We start from the raw sequence: 16,845 nt of genomic DNA on the forward strand, positions 1-16,845 counted from the left end.
CCGCTTAATCTCTCAGTCTTTGGCGCCAGGCGCCGTGATTCTGGAGGTCTTATCGACCGGATCCGCTGATGCGACAGGCCGAGCCCCTAGAAAAGAGCGCTGCTTTATACCAGAAAGACTGCGTTGCAACAACAGATGATGAGCATCTAGCTGAGACAAATGGTGCGCGAGCAGCATAGCGACTGGCTCGCCGCGCTGTCGACCACTCGTCGCCAACCGGCAGAAAAAGAGGGTGGTCATTTGCTGATCCGCGCACTAGGGTAGGACGTTTCCAGACTGCACTGGCAGATGGGCCACTGACAGCCAAGGAGTCACGATGCGTGCCGCCGCCTTTTCCTTATTGATTACCTCCCTGTTTGCCGCCGGCATCGCCCAGGCAGCCCCGCTGAGTGTCTGCAGCGAAGCCAGCCCCGAAGGCTTCGACGTGGTCCAGTATAACTCGCTGACCACCACCAATGCCTCGGCAGACGTGCTGATGAACCGGCTGGTGGAGTTCGACGCCACCCAAGGCAAGGTCGTACCCAGCCTAGCGCAAAGCTGGACGGTTTCGGCTGACGGCCTGACCTACGACTTCAAGCTGCGCGATGGCGTCAAATTCCACACCACGCCGTACTTCAAGCCAACCCGTGAACTGAACGCCGACGACGTGCTGTTCAGCTTCCAGCGCATGCTCTACCCCGCCCACGCCTGGCACAAGACCGCGCCAGGTGGCTACCCGCACGCGCAGTCGTTGCAACTGAGCAGCCTGATCAAGTCGATCGATGCGACGGAGCCGAACAGCGTGCGCTTCACCCTGAGCCACGCCGACGCCACTTTCCTGGCCACCCTGAGCATGGGCTTCGCTTCGATCTACTCCGCCGAATACGCCGACAAGCTGCTCAAGGCCGGTACGCCGGAAAAACTCAACAGCCAGCCGATCGGCACCGGCCCGTTCGTCTTCCAGCGCTTCCAGAAGGATGCCGTGGTGCGCTACCGCGCCAACCCTGACTACTTCGACGGCAAACCTGCCGTCGACCCGCTGATCTTCGCGATCACCACCGATGCCAACGTGCGCTTGCAAAAGCTCAAGCGCGGCGAATGCCAGGTAGCCCTGTCGCCCAAGCCCTTGGACATCGCCGAAGCGGGCAAGGACGGTAACCTCAAGGTCGCGACCACGCCTGCCTTCATGACTGCCTTCGTCGCCATCAACAGCGAACACCCGCCGCTGGACAAGCCCGAAGTACGCCAGGCCATCAACCTGGCCTTCGACAAGCAGGCCTACCTCAAGACCGTTTTTGAAGACACTGCCACCGCCGCCAATGGCCCCTACCCACCCAACACCTGGAGCTACGCCAAGGACCTGCCCGGCTACCCGCAGGACCTGAACAAAGCCAAGGCCCTGTTGACCAAGGCCGGCTTTGCCGATGGTTTCAGCACCACTATCTGGACCCGCCCGTCGGGCAGCCTGCTCAACCCCAACCCGAGCCTGGGCGCGCAGATGCTGCAGGCAGACCTGGGCAAGATCGGCATCAAGGCCGAGATCCGCGTGATCGAATGGGGCGAGCTGATACGCCGGGCCAAAGCGGGCGAGCATGACCTGCTGTTCATGGGCTGGGCCGGTGACAACGGCGACCCGGACAACTTCCTCAGCCCGCAGTTTTCCTGCGCAGCGGTCAAGTCGGGCACCAACTTCGCGCGGTTTTGCGACAACCGCCTCGATCAGCTGATCAGTGCCGGCCGTACCACCAACGACCAGAGCGTGCGCAGTCGGCTTTACCAGCAGGCGCAGACCTTGATTCAGCAGCAGGCTTTGTGGGTGCCGCTGGCGCACCCGACGGCAGCGACGCTGTTGCGTGACGGGGTCGAAGGGTATCAGGTGAGCCCGTTCGGGCGCCTGGATTTCAGCAAGGTTTCGGTAAACCGCTGAGTCCGAGGGCGCCTGCACTGGCCCTTTCGCGGGGCAAGCCCGCTCCCACAGAGTAAACGCTAACTTACTGATTTGGCGGGGATCCTGTAGGAGCGGCTTCAGCCGCTCCCACAGGTTCTCCACCCTTCCCTGCGGGGAGTGGGAGCGGGCCTGCCCTGCGAAGAGGCCGGCACATGGACACCGCTAAGCAACAATCCACCCCTGCTCGACCATCGACAACGGCTCCCCATCACCGACAATGATGTGATCGAGTACCCGCACATCGATCAGCCCCAACGCGCGCTTCAACGATAGCGTCATGTGCACATCCTCCTGGCTCGGCTCGCTGTTCCCCGAAGGGTGGTTGTGGCAAAGAATCAACGCCGCCGCATTGTGCAGCAACGCCCGGCGCACTACTTCGCGCGGGTAGATGCTGGCCCTGTCAATCGTCCCCCTGAACAGGATCTCGAACGCCAGCGGCCTATGCTTGGTATCCAGAAAAAGGCAACCGAACACTTCACTGGTCTCATGGCGCAGCATGGCCTTCAGGTAACGCCGCACCGCCACTGGGCTTTCCAGAACAGGCGTGCGCTCGATGCCTTCATCCAGATAACGTCGGCCAATTTCCAGCAGCGCCTGCAACTGCGCGTATTTCACCGGCCCCAGGCCAGGCTCGCGCAAAACGGCTTCGCGATCCGCCTCAAGAAATTGCCGCAGCCCTCCAAACCGCACCAGCAGCCCGCGCGCCAGGTCCAGCACGTTACGCCCGGCCACGCCCGAGCCCAGCAACACGGCCACCAGTTCGGCATCCGATAACACCACCGCCCCTCGCGACAACAGCTTCTCCCTCGGCCGTTCATCAACCGGCCACTCCCTGATATTCATCCCTGCTCCTTGGTCCTGCTGCGGCACGTTTGGGCCCTGTGTTAATCTATTTCGCCTCGTACATGCGACGTTCTGCCGCAGGCAGTCTTGTTCGTCGCCGCCCGCTCTCACTGGAAAAAGGCAAGCCTATGCAGCGGCTGTATCGCAAGCGCATCGTTCTCGGCGTAGGGGGCGGCATTGCCGCCTACAAGAGCGCCGAACTGATTCGCCGTCTCCTGGAGCACGGCGCGCAAGTGCGCGTCGTCATGACCCGCGGTGGTGCTGAATTCATCACCCCGCTGACCTTGCAGGCGCTGTCCGGCCACCCGGTACACATGGATCTGCTCGACCCCGCCGCCGAAGCGGCCATGGGCCACATCGAACTGGCCAAGTGGGCCGACCTGGTGCTGATTGCCCCGGCTACCGCCGACCTCATGGCACGCATGGCCCAAGGCATGGCCGACGACTTGCTGACCACCCTGGTGCTGGCCACGGACGCCACCGTGGCCGTGGCCCCGGCCATGAACCAGGCGATGTGGCGCGACCCGGCCACCCAGGCCAACCTGGAGGTGCTCAAGGGCCGTGGCATCCAGGTGTTCGGCCCGGCGTCCGGCAGCCAGGCCTGCGGCGACGTGGGCCTGGGCCGCATGCTCGAAGCCACCGACCTGGCCTGGTGCGCCGCCGAAAGCTTCAAGCGCCAGGCGCTCACCGGCAAGCACGTGCTGATCACCGCCGGCCCGACTCAGGAAAACATCGACCCGGTGCGCTACATCACCAATCATAGCTCGGGGAAGATGGGTTTCGCCCTGGCCGAAGCGGCCGCTGAAGCTGGTGCTCGGGTGACCCTCGTCACCGGCCCGGTGCACCTGCAGACCCCCGACCGGGTCAACCGGATCGACGTGGTCAGCGCGCGGGACATGCTCGCAGCCTGTGAGGCGGCCATGCCATGCGACCTGTTCATCGCCTCGGCAGCAGTTGCGGACTACCGCCCAGAGGTGGTTGCCACGCAAAAACTCAAGAAGGATCCTACGACCGGCGACGGCATGCTGCTGCAGATGGTGCGCAATCCCGATATCCTTGCCACTATCGCTGGCCGCAACGACCGCCCGTTCAGCGTCGGCTTTGCCGCCGAGACCGAACATTTGCTCGATTACGCCACGCGCAAGCTCAAGGACAAGAACCTCGACCTGATCGTCGCCAATGATGTGGCCAACCCCAGCATCGGCTTCAACAGCGAAGAGAACGCCTTGACCGTGATCGACCGCCAGCAGCACCAGACCCTCTTCGCGCAGACCAGCAAGGGCAAAATTGCCCGGCAACTGGTCGCCTTCATCGCCGAACGGCTCAATCAGGTTCAATAAGCTCCATGCACGCTCTTCAAGCCAAGATTCTCGACCCACGCCTGGGCAGCGAATTCCCGCTGCCGCAATACGCCACACCCGGCTCTGCCGGCCTCGACCTGCGCGCCCTGCTGAAAGAAGACACCGTCCTCGAGCCGGGCCAGACCCTGCTGATCCCTACCGGCCTGTCGATCTACATCGGCGACCCGGGTTTGGCGGCCATGATCCTGCCGCGCTCGGGCCTGGGCCATAAGCACGGCATCGTGCTGGGCAACCTGGTCGGCCTGATCGACTCGGATTACCAGGGCGAGCTGATGGTGTCGTGCTGGAACCGCGGCAACACGCCATTCACCATCGCTGTCGGCGAACGCATCGCCCAGCTGGTGCTGGTGCCGGTGGTGCAAGCGCATTTCGACATCGTCGAGGCGTTTGACGAAAGCCAGCGCGGCAGCGGCGGGTTTGGCCACTCCGGCAGTCACTGACCGCCCGTCGAACGTTCAGGCCATGGATGGCGAACTCTCTGACGAAACCACCGTCCAAGCGTTCAGTTTGCGCCTGCCCAGACAGCCTTTGACTAATGGAGCTTCCAGAGATGAACGATATGGCCCACCTGGTCCCCGCATTGCCTGACAGCATTTTCCGCGCCTATGACATCCGCGGCGTGGTCGGCAAGACCCTGCACGCCGAAACCGCCTACTGGATCGGCCGCGCCATCGGCGCCCAGACCCTCGCCCAGGGCGAGCCACAGATCTCCGTTGGCCGCGACGGCCGCTTGTCCGGCCCGATGTTGGTCGAGCAACTGATCCAAGGCCTGGTCGACGCCGGTTGCCAAGTCAGCGACGTCGGCCTGGTGCCGACACCCGCGCTGTACTACGCAGCCAACGTGCTGGCCGGCAAGTCCGGTGTGATGCTTACCGGTAGCCACAACCCGTCTGACTACAACGGTTTCAAGATCGTCATCGCCGGCGATACCTTGGCCAACGAGCAGATCCAGGCCCTGCTGACCCGCCTGAAAACCAACGACCTGACCCGTGCCGAAGGCAGCGTGGAAAAGGTCGAGATCCTTCAGCGCTATTACCAGCAAATCGTTGCCGACGTGAAGCTGGCGAAGAAGCTCAAGGTAGTGGTGGACTGCGGCAACGGCGCTGCCGGTGTGATCGCGCCACAGCTGATCGAAGCCTTGGGCTGCGAAGTCATCCCGCTGTTCTGCGAGGTGGATGGCAACTTCCCCAACCACCACCCGGACCCGGGCAAGCCCGAAAACCTTGAAGACTTGATCGCCAAGGTCAAGGAAACCAACGCCGACATCGGCCTGGCCTTCGATGGCGACGGCGACCGAGTGGGCGTGGTGACCAACACCGGCAGCATCGTCTACCCCGACCGCCTGCTCATGCTGTTTGCCCAGGACGTGCTGTCGCGCAACCCAGGCGCCGAGATCATCTTCGACGTCAAATGCACCCGCCGCCTGACCCCGCTGATTGAACAGCACGGCGGCCGCGCACTGATGTGGAAGACCGGCCACTCGTTGATCAAAAAGAAGATGAAACAGACTGGCTCGCTGCTGGCAGGCGAGATGAGTGGGCACATCTTCATCAAGGAACGCTGGTTCGGCTTCGACGACGGCATCTACAGCGCCGCCCGCCTGCTGGAGATCCTCAGCAAGGCCGGGCAAGACGCCGAAAGCCTGTTCGCGGCGTTCCCGAACGATATTTCCACGCCGGAAATCAATATTGATGTGACCGACGAGGGTAAATTCAGCATCATTGATGCACTGCAACGCGACGCCGACTGGGGCGACGCCAGCCTGACCACCATCGACGGTGTGCGGGTCGACTACGCCCAGGGCTGGGGCCTGGTACGCGCCTCCAACACCACACCGGTGCTGGTACTGCGCTTCGAGGCCGAAAGCGACGCCGAATTGCAACGTATCAAGGATGTTTTCCGCGCCCAGTTGCTGCGGGTTGCCCCTGAGCTGCAACTGCCGTTCTGACCGACTATCTGTTCCTTACAGGAGCCCTGCATGACCCTCGATCGCGATGCCGCTTCCCATGTAGCCGAGGTTTTGTCCGAAGCACTGCCTTACATCCGCCGCTTTGTCGGCAAGACCCTGGTGATCAAGTACGGCGGCAACGCGATGGAGAGCGAAGAGCTCAAGACCGGCTTTGCCCGGGACATCGTGCTGATGAAGGCCGTGGGCATCAACCCGGTGGTCGTGCACGGCGGTGGCCCGCAGATCGGTGACCTGCTCAAGCGCCTGTCGATCGAAAGCCACTTCATCGATGGCATGCGCGTCACCGACGCGGCGACCATGGACGTGGTTGAAATGGTGCTGGGTGGCCAGGTCAACAAGGACATCGTCAACCTGATCAACCGCCACGGCGGCAGCGCCATCGGCCTGACCGGCAAAGACGCGGAACTGATCCGCGCCAGGAAGCTCACCGTGAGCCGCCAGACGCCAGAGATGACCCAGCCGGAAATCATCGACATCGGCCACGTAGGCGAGGTGGTCAGCGTCAATACCGACCTGCTCAACATGCTGGTGAAGGGCGACTTCATCCCGGTGATCGCGCCCATCGGCGTGGGTGCCAACGGTGAGTCGTACAACATCAACGCCGACCTGGTTGCGGGCAAGGTGGCCGAAGCACTGAAAGCCGAGAAGCTGATGCTGCTGACCAACATCGCCGGCCTGATGGACAAGCAAGGCCAGGTGCTGACCGGCCTGACCACCGAGCAGGTCAATGAGCTGATCGCCGACGGCACCATCTACGGCGGCATGCTGCCGAAGATCAAGTGCGCATTGGATGCGGTGCAGGGCGGCGTAACGACCTCGCACATCATCGACGGCCGCGTGCCGAATGCGGTCTTGCTGGAGATCTTCACAGACAGTGGCGTGGGCACCCTGATCAGCAACCGCAAGCGTCACTGATTCGTCTGCATTGGCTTCATCGCCGGCAAGCCGGCTCCCACAGGTAACTCACTGAACCAAAAAAACAGCGGGGATCATTGTGGGAGCCGGCTTGCCGGCGATAGGGCCAGAAAAGGCACAGATACAAAAAAAGGCGACCCGCAAAGGTCGCCTTTTTCGTTACCGAGCCGGCATCAGATACCGTACTGCGCCCGATAAGCCTCGACAGCAGGCAGATGCTGCTTGAGCTGCGGGTCATCAGCCAGGAACTCCAGTACCTGGGTCAGCGAAACGATGCTGACTACCGGGATACCGAAGTCACGTTCCACTTCCTGGATCGCCGACAGCTCGCCATTGCCGCGCTCTTCGCGGTTGAGGGCGATCAGCACGCCAGCGGCCTTGGCCTGCTGGGCGTTGATGATCTGCATGACCTCGCGGATGGCGGTACCGGCAGTGATCACGTCGTCGATGATCAACACTTCACCGGCCAGAGGCGCGCCTACCAGGCTGCCGCCTTCACCGTGATCCTTGGCTTCCTTGCGGTTGAAGCACCATGGCACGTCGAGCTGATGCTGATCGGCCAGGGCCACGGCGGTGGTCGCCGCCAGGGGGATGCCCTTGTAGGCGGGGCCGAACAACACGTCGAAGGGGATCTTGCTGTCGACGATGGCCGCCGCGTAGCAACGACCCAGCTCAGCCAGGGCGGAGCCCGTGTTGAACAGGCCGGCATTGAAGAAATACGGGCTGGTACGCCCCGATTTCAGGGTGAATTCACCGAAGCGCAGAACGCCGCGATCGATGGCAAAACGGATAAAGTCGCGCTGATACGGCTGCATGGAAAGTCCCGGACACCACGGATTTAGCTAAATGGGTTGAGCTCGGGTATCATACACGCACGAGATTTTTGGGGCCATTTATGCGGATCATCAGTGTGAACGTAAATGGCATTCAGGCTGCGGCCGAGCGTGGATTGCTCAGCTGGTTGCAAGCCCAGAATGCCGACGTCATCTGCCTTCAGGATACCCGCGCCTCGGCCTTTGAACTCGACGACCCAGCTTTCCAGCTCGATGGCTATTTCCTTTATGCCTGCGACGCGGAGGTGCCCGCCCAAGGTGGCGTGGCGCTTTACTCGCGCATGCAGCCCAAGGCAGTCATCACCGGCCTGGGCTTCGAGACAGCCGACCGCTACGGGCGTTATCTGCAAGCAGATTTCGACAAAGTCAGTATTGCCAGCCTGCTGCTGCCTTCGGGCATGAACGGCGACGACGACTTGAACCAGAAATTCAAGTTGATGGACGACTTCGCCAAGTACCTGGACAAGCAGCGCCGCAAGCGCCGCGAATACATCTACTGCGGCTCGTTCTACGTGGCACAGCAGAAGCTCGACATCAAAAACTGGCGTGACAGCCAGCAGTCGCCGGGCTTCCTGCCGCCGGAGCGTGCCTGGATGGATGCGATCACTGGCGACATGGGCTACGTGGATGCCCTGCGTGAAGTCAGCCGTGAAGGCGACCAGTACAGCTGGTGGCCAGACAACGAACAGGCCGAGATGCTCAACCTGGGCTACCGGTTCGACTACCAGATCCTCACCCCGGGCCTGCGCCGCTTCGTGCGCAATGCTCGCCTGCCGCGTCAGCCGCGCTTCTCGCAACACGCGCCGCTGATCGTCGACTACGACTGGACGTTGACCATCTAAAAAGCATTGGGGCCGCTTCGCGCCCCATCGCCGGCAGCCCGGCTCCCACAACGACCGCGCAGACCTCAAGTCATGCGCCGTAGCTGTTGGAGCCGGCTTGCCGGCGATGGGCCGCAAGGCGGCCCCAATTGCTATCAATCAGTCAGCGAGCGCGGCGTTCTGCAGCTCGAAGATATCGTTCATGCCCTTTTGCGCCAGCGCCAGCATGGCGTTGAAGTCTTCAGGCTGGAACGGCGCACCTTCGGCAGTACCCTGCACTTCGATGAAACCACCGGCGCTGGTCATGACCACGTTCAAGTCGGTTTCGGCAGCGGAGTCTTCCGGGTAGTCCAGGTCGAGCACCGCTTCGCCCTGGTACATGCCCACCGATACCGCAGCGATCATGTGCTTGAGCGGGTTGCCAGCCTTCAGGCCGCCACGCTTCTTGATCACTGCCAGGGCATCGACCAGCGCGACCATGGCGCCAGTGATCGACGCGGTGCGGGTACCGCCGTCGGCCTGGATCACGTCGCAATCGATGTACAGGGTGATGTCACCCAGCTTGCTCATGTCCAGCGCGGCACGCAGCGAGCGGCCGATCAGGCGCTGGATTTCCAGGGTACGGCCACCCTGCTTGCCACGGCTGGCTTCACGCTGGTTACGCTCACCGGTGGAGCGCGGCAGCATGCCGTATTCGGCAGTCAGCCAACCTTGGCCCTGACCTTTGAGGAAGCGCGGCACGCCGTTTTCAACGCTGACCGTGCAGATGACCTTGGTGTCACCGAACTCGACCAGTACCGACCCTTCGGCGTGCTTGGTGTAGTTGCGGGTGATGCGGATCGAGCGGAGCTGATCGGCGGCGCGACCACTTGGACGTTTCATCTGGGATACCTGTACTGGGACTTTGAATCTGCCCAGCATTATAGAGCCCGCTGCCCGGCGAGGACATGCTTATTGTCGCGTCGCGGACAGCCTGTCGCCTTTTCCCCCTGCCAGATGGCGGCTCTGTAACATGGGCGGATTGGGCGCCAAGGCGCCACTGCGCTACAATCCTGCGCCTTGCAGCCAAAAGGCTGCCCCCCCGTTCACTTCATCTACGCGAGGTACCCCCCATGGTGCACAGCATGACCGCTTTTGCTCGTGTCGAGCGCGCAGGCAGCCAAGGCACCCTGGTCTGGGAACTGCGCTCGGTCAACCACCGGTACCTGGAACCCCACCTGCGCCTGCACGACGCCCTGCGCGACCTGGAAGGCGCGGTGCGTGAAGGCCTGCGCCAAGGCCTGTCGCGCGGCAAGGTCGAGTGCACCTTGCGCCTGCACGAAGACAGCAACGGCAAACCGCTGAAAGTCGACCACGTACGCGCTGCACAACTGGTCGCCGCCGCCGAAGAGGTGGCCGGCCTGATCAAGCAGCCGGCGCCGCTCAACCCTCTGGAAGTGCTGTCCTGGCCGGGCGTGCTGGTGGCCGATGCCAGCGACCCGCAGGCACTCAATGCCGAAGCCTTGGCGCTGTTCGACGAAGCCTTGGCTGAACTCAAGGCCGGGCGCCTGCGCGAAGGCCAGGAACTGGCCAGGCTGATCAACGAGCGCCTGGACCAAATGGCCACCGAGGTCACCACCTTGCGCGCCCTGGTCCCGCAGATGCTGGCAGCCCAACGGCAGAAGATCATCGACCGCTTCGGCGACCTCAAGGCCGAGCTCGACCCACAGCGCCTGGAGCAGGAGATGGTGCTGCTGGCGCAAAAGAGCGACGTTGCCGAGGAACTCGACCGCCTCAGCACCCACGTCAACGAAGTACGCCGGGTGCTCAAGTCCGGCGGTGCTGCGGGGCGGCGCCTGGACTTCCTGATGCAGGAACTCAACCGTGAGGCCAACACCCTGGGCTCCAAGGCCTTCGACCCGCGTAGCACGCAAGCGGCGGTCAACCTGAAGGTGCTGATCGAACAGATGCGTGAACAAGTACAGAACATCGAGTAAGGCCACCCCAACCATGAATCACAGCAGCGGCACCCTTTATATCGTCTCGGCCCCATCCGGCGCCGGCAAGACCAGCCTGGTAACGGCCTTGACCAAGGACGACCAGCAGATCCGCGTCTCGGTCTCGCACACCACCCGCGCCATGCGCCCGGGTGAGCAGCACGGGGTGAACTACCACTTCGTCGTTCACGAAGAATTCAAGGCACTGATCGACCAGGGCGACTTCCTGGAGCACGCCGAAGTATTCGGCAACTTCTACGGCACCTCGCGCAGCGCGCTGCAGCAGACCCTCGACCAAGGCTTCGACCTGATTCTCGAAATCGACTGGCAAGGCGCCCAGCAGGTCCGCAAGCTGATGCCTGAGGCCCTGTCGGTATTCATTCTGCCGCCAAGCCAGGAAGCCCTGCGCCATCGTCTGGACGGCCGCGGCCAGGATAGCGAAGCGATCATCGACGGGCGCATGAAGGAAGCGGTCAGCGAGATGGTGCACTACGACGAGTACGACTACGTCATCATCAACGATGAGTTCGGCGCGGCGCTGGAGGAGTTGAAGGCGGTGTTTGTCGCCAACCGGTTGCTGCTGAAGAAACAGCAGCAGCGTCACGGGGCGCTGCTGAAAGAACTGCTTTCCTGATAGAGCGAACGGGGCTGCTCTGCAGCCCAATCGCCGGCAAGCCGGCTCCTACAGAACATGCAACACTGCCATGACTGTGGGAGCCGGCTTGCCGGCGATTGGGCCGCAAAGCGGCCCCTTTCGTTTATTCCTGCAACTGCAGGGTCGCCTGCTGTCGCAGGGTAGCCCCCAGGAAGTAAGCCGGCGCGCGCATCCGCGAGAGCATCATCAGCACGATGCCCAGTGCAGAGATGATCGCCGCAATCACGAACACCAAACCAAGCCCTGCCACATGCGAGCCGCTGCCGAATTCCGGCGAGGCGCTGTCGATGGCGGTGCGCACGAAGATTACCGACAGGATCACCCCACCCACCAGCGGGCACAGGCCGCGCATGAAGAAGTGGCGCAGGCTGGTGAACAGGCTGTGGCGGAAGTACCAGACGCAGGCGAAAGCCGTCAGCGAATAGTAGAAGCAGATCATCATGCCCAGCGCGGTGATGGTGTCAGCCAGCACGTTTTCGCTCAGGGTACGCATGGTCACGTAGAACAGCCCTGCGGCAATGCCGGCGCAGATGGTCGCGTAGCGCGGCGTCTGCGAGCGCGGGCAGACCTTGGCAAAGCGTTCTGGCACCGCCCCGTAGTAGCCCATCGCAAGCAAGGTGCGCGCCGGCGAGACGAAGGTCGACTGCAGCGAAGCTGCGGTGCTGGCCAGCACCGCGATGGACATCAGAATCGCCAGCGGCCCCATGACTGGACCTGCCAGGTGAGCGAAGACGTTCTCCTGGATGCGCGGGTTGTTCAGGCCCAGGCCGTGCTCGCTGATACCGGCAAATTGCAGGGTAGCGATGGCGGTCAACAGGTACAGGCCGAGAATCAGCAGTACCGTCCAGGTCGCCGCCTTGCCCGGCACCTCGTCGCTGCCTATCGATTCTTCGCTGACAGTCAGGCACACGTCCCAGCCCCAGAAGATGAAGATCGACAGCGAGAGCCCCGCGGCAAAGGCCGAGAACGACTCGACCCCGAACGGGTTGAACCAGGCGAAGTCGAATTCCAGCGGCGGCGGCGCGGTGGTCTCGCCGAAGGCGGCGAAGGCGAAGCCGATCAGCACCAGCAGCTGCAACGCCACCAGGCCATATTGCACGGTCATGGTAGTGGCCATGCCGCGGCAACAGATCCACACCGCCATGGCGATGAACACGCAACAGGTCGTGATGTTGATCAGCAGGTTGTCCGCCAGGGCCGCCAGCCCGGAGTTGCCGGTGATCTGACCAAGGAACAGGTAGAAGAAGTCGACGGCAACGCCCGCCAGGTTGGACAACACGATGGTGGTGGCGACGACCAGCCCCCAACCACCGATCCAGCCGATCATTGGGCCGAAGGCGCGGGCCGACCAGGTAAAGGAAGTACCGCTGTCAGGCTCCGCTGCGTTCAGCTCGCGGTAGCCCAGGGCAACCAGCAGCATGGGCAGGAAACCAACGATGAAAACGGCCGGAAGGTGAGCACCGACCTCCCGCACGGTGGGGCCAAGGGCGCCAGTCAGGGTGTAGACCGGAGCGATCGTGGAAATGCCCAACACCACGCTGGCCAGCAGGCCGAGTCGGCCTTTGGCCAAGCCTTTGCTGCGCTGAGTGCTGCCCGAGTCGGCCACATCGGGTGGGCGGCCGGCTTCTGAATAATTGCTCATGAGTATTTGCCGTAAATATTGGTATTGTTTTCGCAGGCCCTGCAAACAGGCCTGCGTTCACTCATAGAAAGCGTGCAGCGGGAGGTGCGTCATCCAGGACTTGCGGCTGACATCAACCGGCCTTGCGGCGTGAAACCTCCCGAGCAGCATGGGCAATGCAGGCCTCGCGGAACGCCTGGAAAAGGCGCAGGGAGACCGGGTTTTCGGCGAAACGCCATTCCGGGTGCCACTGCACGCCGAGGACAAAGCCCGGCGCATCAGGCATCGACACCGCTTCGATCAGGCCATCCGGGGCCCGTGCTTCGACACGCAGGCCCGGGGCCAGGCGGTCGATGCCCTGGCTGTGCAGCGAGTTGACCTCGAATTGCGCAGCCAGGCCCAGGCGCTCGAACACCCCGCCAGGCTCTATGCCGACAGGGTGACGAGGGCCGTATTGCACCTCCAGGGGTGCATCCTCAGGTTCTCGGTGGTCCAGGTAGCCCGGCAGCTCCTGCACACGCTGGTGCAAGCTGCCGCCAAGGGCCACGTTCAATTCCTGAAAGCCACGACAAATGCAGAACACCGGCACGCCGGCGGCAATGGCTGCCTGCAGCAGCGGCAAGGTCAGCCTGTCACGAGCAAGATCGTGCCGGGTCCCTTCCGCGCTGGGGGCGCCATTGTAATGATGCGGCTCGACATTTGAAGGCGAGCCGGTAAAAAGAATGCCGTCGAGCTGGGCCAGCAGCGCCTGCGTGTCGCTGCCGCCATCGCGGGCCGGCAGGATCAGCGGAAGCCCGGCGAAGCCGGCCGCCTCGACATACTTGTCGCCCACCGTGTGCGACGAGTTCTTCCCCACCTGCTGGCGGCAGGCGCTGACACCGATCAAGGGGACCGCATTTGCGCTCATGGGCTTACACCGTGTGCAGGTACCAGTTGTACTCGAGGTCGGAAATCGACACTTCGAACTCGGCCAGTTCGCTTTCTTTGCAGGCCACGAAGATATCGATGTAGTCCGGGCTGATGTATTGGTTGAGCACTTCGCTGTCATCCAGCGCACGCAGGGCGTCACGCAGGTTGTTCGGCAGGCTCTGCTCCAGCTGCTCGTACGAATTGCCTTCGATCGGCGCGCCAGGCTCGACCTTGCTGGTCAGGCCGTGGTGGATGCCGGCAAGCACGGCCGCGAGCATCAGGTACGGGTTGGCGTCGGCGCCGGCAACCCGGTGCTCGATGCGCACGTTTTCGCTGCTGTCGGTCGGCACGCGAACGGCTACGGTGCGGTTGTCCAGGCCCCAGCTCGGCGCATTCGGCACGTAGAACTGTGCGCCAAAGCGGCGGTACGAGTTGATGTTCGGGCACAGAAACGCCATCGACGCCGGCATGGTCTCCAGCACGCCGCCGATGGCATGGCGCAGGGCATCGCTTTGCAGCGGGTCTTCATGGGCGAAGATGTTCTTGCCGGTTTTCTTGTCCAGCAGCGAAATATGCACGTGCAGACCGTTACCCGCCTGGCCCGGGTAGGGCTTGGCCATGAAGGTGGTGTCCATTTCATGGTCGTAGGCGACGTTCTTGATCAGGCGCTTGAGCAGGATCGCGTAGTCGCAGGCCTTCAGCGGATCGGCCACGTGGTGCAGGTTGACTTCGAACTGCGCCGGGGCGCTTTCCTTGACGATCGCATCGGCCGGCAGGCCTTGCTCCTTGGCCGCTTCCAGCATGTCCTGGAGGCAGTCGGCATATTCGTCGAGGTCGTCGATGAGATAAACCTGGGTCGATTGCGGACGCTTGCCGGAGATCGGCGAACGCGGCGGTTGCGGGCGACCGTTGAGGTTGTCCTGGTCGATCAGGTAGAACTCCAGCTCGAACGCCGCGCAGATATCCAGCCCCAGGTCGTCGAATTTGCTCACCACTTGGCGAAGCACCTCGCGCGGGTCGGCGAAGAACGGCTCGCCTTCGATCTCGTGCATGGTCATCAGCAACTGGGCGGTGGGGCGTTTCTGCCAGGGTTCGTTGCACAGGGTGCCGGGGATCGGGAAGCAGATGCGGTCAGCATCACCGATATCCAGGCCCAGGCCGGTGCTTTCAACCGTCGAGCCGTTGATATCCAGGGCAAACAACGAAGCCGGCAGGTTGATCCCCTTCTCGTACACCTTGTGCAGGCTGGCCCGCTCGATGCGCTTGCCGCGTACCACGCCGTTCATGTCGGAGATCAGCAGATCGACGTACTGGGTGTCCGGATGGGCCTGGAGGAAGTCTTTCATCTCGCTGGAAGAACTGGCGCACGGGGTGACCGACGTCATGGTGTACATCCTTTGATTTGCTGCGGCGATGTGGGGATACGGCTGGCGCCTCACGGGCGACGATGGTTGCAGCTGTTGTTTTTTTCACTTTCCCATCGTGGGGATTGGTTACCCGACCGGGCGCATTGATTCCCAGGGGCGGTTCCACTATAAAATGGCCTCAACGCAACAGACATTGGCATTTCGGCAAGCAGAGCGTGCACCAATGCAATATCAGATTACCCATGCCGACCTCTCGTTGGTCCTGGCCTTGGAGCGCGGGCGCTCATTGGCCAAGGCCGCTGAGCTGCTCAAAGTCGACGTTTCGACCGTGTTCCGTTCGATCCGCCGGCTTGAATCGGCACTCGGCACCGCGCTGTTCGTCAAAAGCCGCAAAGGCTACCTGCCGACCGACACCGCACAGGCCCTGGCCGAACAGGCCGAACGCGCCGAGCAGGCGCTGGAAGCCGCGCGCATCGCCATGACCAGTGGCGAGCAGGTGGTCAGTGGTACCGTTCGTCTGACCTGTACCGAAGCAGTCATGCATAGCTTGCTGCTGCCGGCGTTGGCCGAGTTCATGCCGAATTACCCGGCGCTGTCGCTGGAAATGGGCACCTCCAACACCTTTGCCAACCTCAGCCGGCGCGATGCCGACATCGCCCTGCGGCTGACCAATACGCCACCGGAACATCTGGTCGGCCGCTGCCTGGGTTCCACGTCCTACGTGATCTGTGGCCAGCCGCAGTGGCGCGAGCGCTTGGCCGAGGGGCATGCCAGCGTGCCATGGATAGCCCCTGACGACTCGATGCAGGACCACCCCACCGTGGTTTGGCGCAACCAGCAATACCCGGGGCTGAGCCCCCGTTACCAGTGCAGCAGCATGTCGACCATCGCCCAGTTGGTAAGCACCGGGCTGGGCGTGGCGGCCCTGCCCGACTACATGGTGCATGCCCTGCCCGGTGTCGACGCCCTCAGCGGGCCACTGGCCGGGTGCGACACTCAGCTGTGGCTGCTGACCCGGCCGGATTGCCGCGCGTTGCGATCGGTGCAGACATTGTTCGAAGAACTGACACCGCGGTTGCGTGGCGCGATGTTGTGAGATACAAGATGAGGGTGTCTGTTCCGGGCCTTTCGCGGGCAAGCCCGCTGCTGCAGGGATCGGCCCTGGCCTGTTGACTTACACTGCCCCTGTGGCAGCGGGCTTGCCCACGCAGCAAGCACCACAGGTCTGCAAGGCAACCACCCGGCAAAACAGCGCTTCCCTATTGGCTGGTGATTTTTTAAACTATCGAGTCCGCCTGCCCATATTGGGCTGCAGCCCATCGCATTTGCTACTGAGGAAGACCATGGCCCGCGTAACTGTTGAAGACTGCCTGGAACACGTGGATAACCGTTTTGAGCTGGTCATGCTCTCGACCAAGCGCGCCCGTCAGCTGGCTACCGGCGGCAAAGAGCCACGTGTAGCATGGGAAAACGACAAACCAACCGTCGTTGCGCTGCGTGAAATCGCCGAAGGCATCGTCACCAACGAATTCATCGCTGCTGAAGAGATCGTCACCGAGGATCCGGTCTTCGCCGCGTTCGAGGACGAGTCCAACGAGGCTGTCTAAGCCATGCCTGGTCGACGTCGCGCGGCACAAGGCCCTCTTCC

General features: G+C 62.7%; 15 protein-coding genes and 1 pseudogene. 10 read left to right on the forward strand and 6 right to left on the reverse strand.

Annotated elements, in window-relative coordinates; all coding sequences use genetic code 11:
* Positions 1–316 precede the first annotated feature (316 nt).
* On the forward strand, positions 317–1,906 hold the full coding sequence (locus ABEH27_RS05795; RefSeq protein WP_346612646.1) for an ABC transporter substrate-binding protein: 1,590 nt from the start codon (positions 317–319) through the stop codon (positions 1,904–1,906).
* Positions 1,907–2,089: 183 nt separating this feature from the next.
* Here the strand turns inward: ABEH27_RS05795 and radC are convergent, their stop codons facing one another.
* Entirely contained in the window at positions 2,090–2,770 is a 681-nt protein-coding gene (gene radC, locus ABEH27_RS05800) for a DNA repair protein RadC (protein WP_346612858.1), read from the reverse strand.
* Positions 2,771–2,898: 128 nt separating this feature from the next.
* Between radC and coaBC the strand changes: the two genes are divergently transcribed.
* The 4 genes and pseudogenes from coaBC (at position 2,899) to argB (ending at position 7,015) form a co-directional block, all read left to right on the forward strand.
* Positions 2,899–4,110 (forward strand): bifunctional phosphopantothenoylcysteine decarboxylase/phosphopantothenate--cysteine ligase CoaBC, encoded by a 1,212-nt coding sequence (coaBC, locus tag ABEH27_RS05805; protein ID WP_346612647.1) that lies wholly within the window; start codon positions 2,899–2,901, stop codon positions 4,108–4,110.
* 5 nt (positions 4,111–4,115) lie between these two features.
* A complete protein-coding gene (gene dut / locus ABEH27_RS05810; RefSeq protein ID WP_346612648.1) occupies positions 4,116–4,571 on the forward strand; it encodes a dUTP diphosphatase in 456 nt (151 codons plus the stop codon).
* 140 nt (positions 4,572–4,711) lie between these two features.
* Positions 4,712–6,079 (forward strand): annotated as a pseudogene (locus ABEH27_RS05815) (phosphomannomutase/phosphoglucomutase); the annotation flags it as partial.
* Positions 6,080–6,109: 30 nt separating this feature from the next.
* Entirely contained in the window at positions 6,110–7,015 is a 906-nt protein-coding gene (gene argB / locus ABEH27_RS05820) for an acetylglutamate kinase (RefSeq protein ID WP_346612649.1), read from the forward strand.
* A 173-nt stretch (positions 7,016–7,188) separates the two neighbouring features.
* Here the strand turns inward: argB and pyrE are convergent, their stop codons facing one another.
* Positions 7,189–7,830 carry an orotate phosphoribosyltransferase gene (gene pyrE, locus ABEH27_RS05825; protein WP_014861506.1) on the reverse strand — a complete coding sequence of 214 codons (642 nt, stop codon included), beginning with the start codon at positions 7,828–7,830 and terminating at the stop codon, positions 7,189–7,191.
* Between the two features lie 80 nt (positions 7,831–7,910).
* Here pyrE and ABEH27_RS05830 point away from each other — a divergent pair, with 80 nt between their 5' ends.
* Entirely contained in the window at positions 7,911–8,690 is a 780-nt protein-coding gene (locus ABEH27_RS05830) for an exodeoxyribonuclease III (RefSeq protein WP_012312131.1), read from the forward strand.
* A gap of 138 nt (positions 8,691–8,828) precedes the next feature.
* Here ABEH27_RS05830 and rph read toward each other — a convergent pair whose 3' ends face one another.
* On the reverse strand, positions 8,829–9,551 hold the full coding sequence (gene rph, locus ABEH27_RS05835; protein WP_346612650.1) for a ribonuclease PH: 723 nt from the start codon (positions 9,549–9,551) through the stop codon (positions 8,829–8,831).
* Between the two features lie 230 nt (positions 9,552–9,781).
* Here rph and ABEH27_RS05840 point away from each other — a divergent pair, with 230 nt between their 5' ends.
* A complete protein-coding gene (locus tag ABEH27_RS05840) occupies positions 9,782–10,645 on the forward strand; it encodes a YicC/YloC family endoribonuclease (RefSeq protein WP_346612651.1) in 864 nt (287 codons plus the stop codon).
* 13 nt (positions 10,646–10,658) lie between these two features.
* Complete coding sequence (gene gmk, locus ABEH27_RS05845) at positions 10,659–11,279, forward strand: guanylate kinase (protein ID WP_346612652.1); 621 nt, start codon at positions 10,659–10,661, stop codon at positions 11,277–11,279.
* Between the two features lie 124 nt (positions 11,280–11,403).
* On the opposite strand, the gene ABEH27_RS05850 is transcribed toward gmk, so the two are convergent.
* The 3 genes from ABEH27_RS05850 to ABEH27_RS05860 all read right to left on the reverse strand — a co-directional run bounded on the left by ABEH27_RS05850 (position 11,404) and on the right by ABEH27_RS05860 (position 15,215).
* On the reverse strand, positions 11,404–12,942 hold the full coding sequence (locus tag ABEH27_RS05850; protein ID WP_346612653.1) for an APC family permease: 1,539 nt from the start codon (positions 12,940–12,942) through the stop codon (positions 11,404–11,406).
* Between the two features lie 112 nt (positions 12,943–13,054).
* Entirely contained in the window at positions 13,055–13,828 is a 774-nt protein-coding gene (locus tag ABEH27_RS05855; RefSeq protein ID WP_346612654.1) for a gamma-glutamyl-gamma-aminobutyrate hydrolase family protein, read from the reverse strand.
* A 4-nt stretch (positions 13,829–13,832) separates the two neighbouring features.
* Positions 13,833–15,215, reverse strand: a complete 1,383-nt coding sequence (locus tag ABEH27_RS05860; RefSeq protein ID WP_346612655.1) for a glutamine synthetase family protein — start codon at positions 15,213–15,215, stop codon at positions 13,833–13,835.
* A gap of 205 nt (positions 15,216–15,420) precedes the next feature.
* Here ABEH27_RS05860 and ABEH27_RS05865 point away from each other — a divergent pair, with 205 nt between their 5' ends.
* Positions 15,421–16,293 carry a LysR family transcriptional regulator gene (locus ABEH27_RS05865; RefSeq protein WP_346612656.1) on the forward strand — a complete coding sequence of 291 codons (873 nt, stop codon included), beginning with the start codon at positions 15,421–15,423 and terminating at the stop codon, positions 16,291–16,293.
* A gap of 247 nt (positions 16,294–16,540) precedes the next feature.
* Entirely contained in the window at positions 16,541–16,804 is a 264-nt protein-coding gene (gene rpoZ, locus ABEH27_RS05870; RefSeq protein ID WP_012312123.1) for a DNA-directed RNA polymerase subunit omega, read from the forward strand.
* Positions 16,805–16,845: the final 41 nt, after the last annotated feature.

Source organism: Pseudomonas sp. P39-UII1 (genome assembly GCF_039672635.1).
Taxonomy (GTDB): Bacteria; Pseudomonadota; Gammaproteobacteria; order Pseudomonadales; family Pseudomonadaceae; genus Aquipseudomonas.

Bases quoted from the DNA above. Each gene is read 5' to 3' on its own strand.
- ABEH27_RS05830 (WP_012312131.1), top strand. From the start codon at position 7,911: ATGCGGATCATCAGTGTGAACGTAAATGGCATTCAGGCTGCGGCCGAG.
- coaBC (WP_346612647.1), top strand. From the start codon at position 2,899: ATGCAGCGGCTGTATCGCAAGCGCATCGTTCTCGGCGTAGGGGGCGGC.
- ABEH27_RS05850 (WP_346612653.1), bottom strand. From the start codon at position 12,942: ATGAGCAATTATTCAGAAGCCGGCCGCCCACCCGATGTGGCCGACTCG.
- rpoZ (WP_012312123.1), top strand. From the start codon at position 16,541: ATGGCCCGCGTAACTGTTGAAGACTGCCTGGAACACGTGGATAACCGT.
- argB (WP_346612649.1), top strand. From the start codon at position 6,110: ATGACCCTCGATCGCGATGCCGCTTCCCATGTAGCCGAGGTTTTGTCC.
- pyrE (WP_014861506.1), bottom strand. From the start codon at position 7,830: ATGCAGCCGTATCAGCGCGACTTTATCCGTTTTGCCATCGATCGCGGC.
- ABEH27_RS05860 (WP_346612655.1), bottom strand. From the start codon at position 15,215: ATGACGTCGGTCACCCCGTGCGCCAGTTCTTCCAGCGAGATGAAAGAC.
- radC (WP_346612858.1), bottom strand. From the start codon at position 2,770: ATGAATATCAGGGAGTGGCCGGTTGATGAACGGCCGAGGGAGAAGCTG.
- ABEH27_RS05840 (WP_346612651.1), top strand. From the start codon at position 9,782: ATGGTGCACAGCATGACCGCTTTTGCTCGTGTCGAGCGCGCAGGCAGC.
- ABEH27_RS05795 (WP_346612646.1), top strand. From the start codon at position 317: ATGCGTGCCGCCGCCTTTTCCTTATTGATTACCTCCCTGTTTGCCGCC.
- ABEH27_RS05865 (WP_346612656.1), top strand. From the start codon at position 15,421: ATGCAATATCAGATTACCCATGCCGACCTCTCGTTGGTCCTGGCCTTG.
- ABEH27_RS05855 (WP_346612654.1), bottom strand. From the start codon at position 13,828: ATGAGCGCAAATGCGGTCCCCTTGATCGGTGTCAGCGCCTGCCGCCAG.
- rph (WP_346612650.1), bottom strand. From the start codon at position 9,551: ATGAAACGTCCAAGTGGTCGCGCCGCCGATCAGCTCCGCTCGATCCGC.
- gmk (WP_346612652.1), top strand. From the start codon at position 10,659: ATGAATCACAGCAGCGGCACCCTTTATATCGTCTCGGCCCCATCCGGC.
- dut (WP_346612648.1), top strand. From the start codon at position 4,116: ATGCACGCTCTTCAAGCCAAGATTCTCGACCCACGCCTGGGCAGCGAA.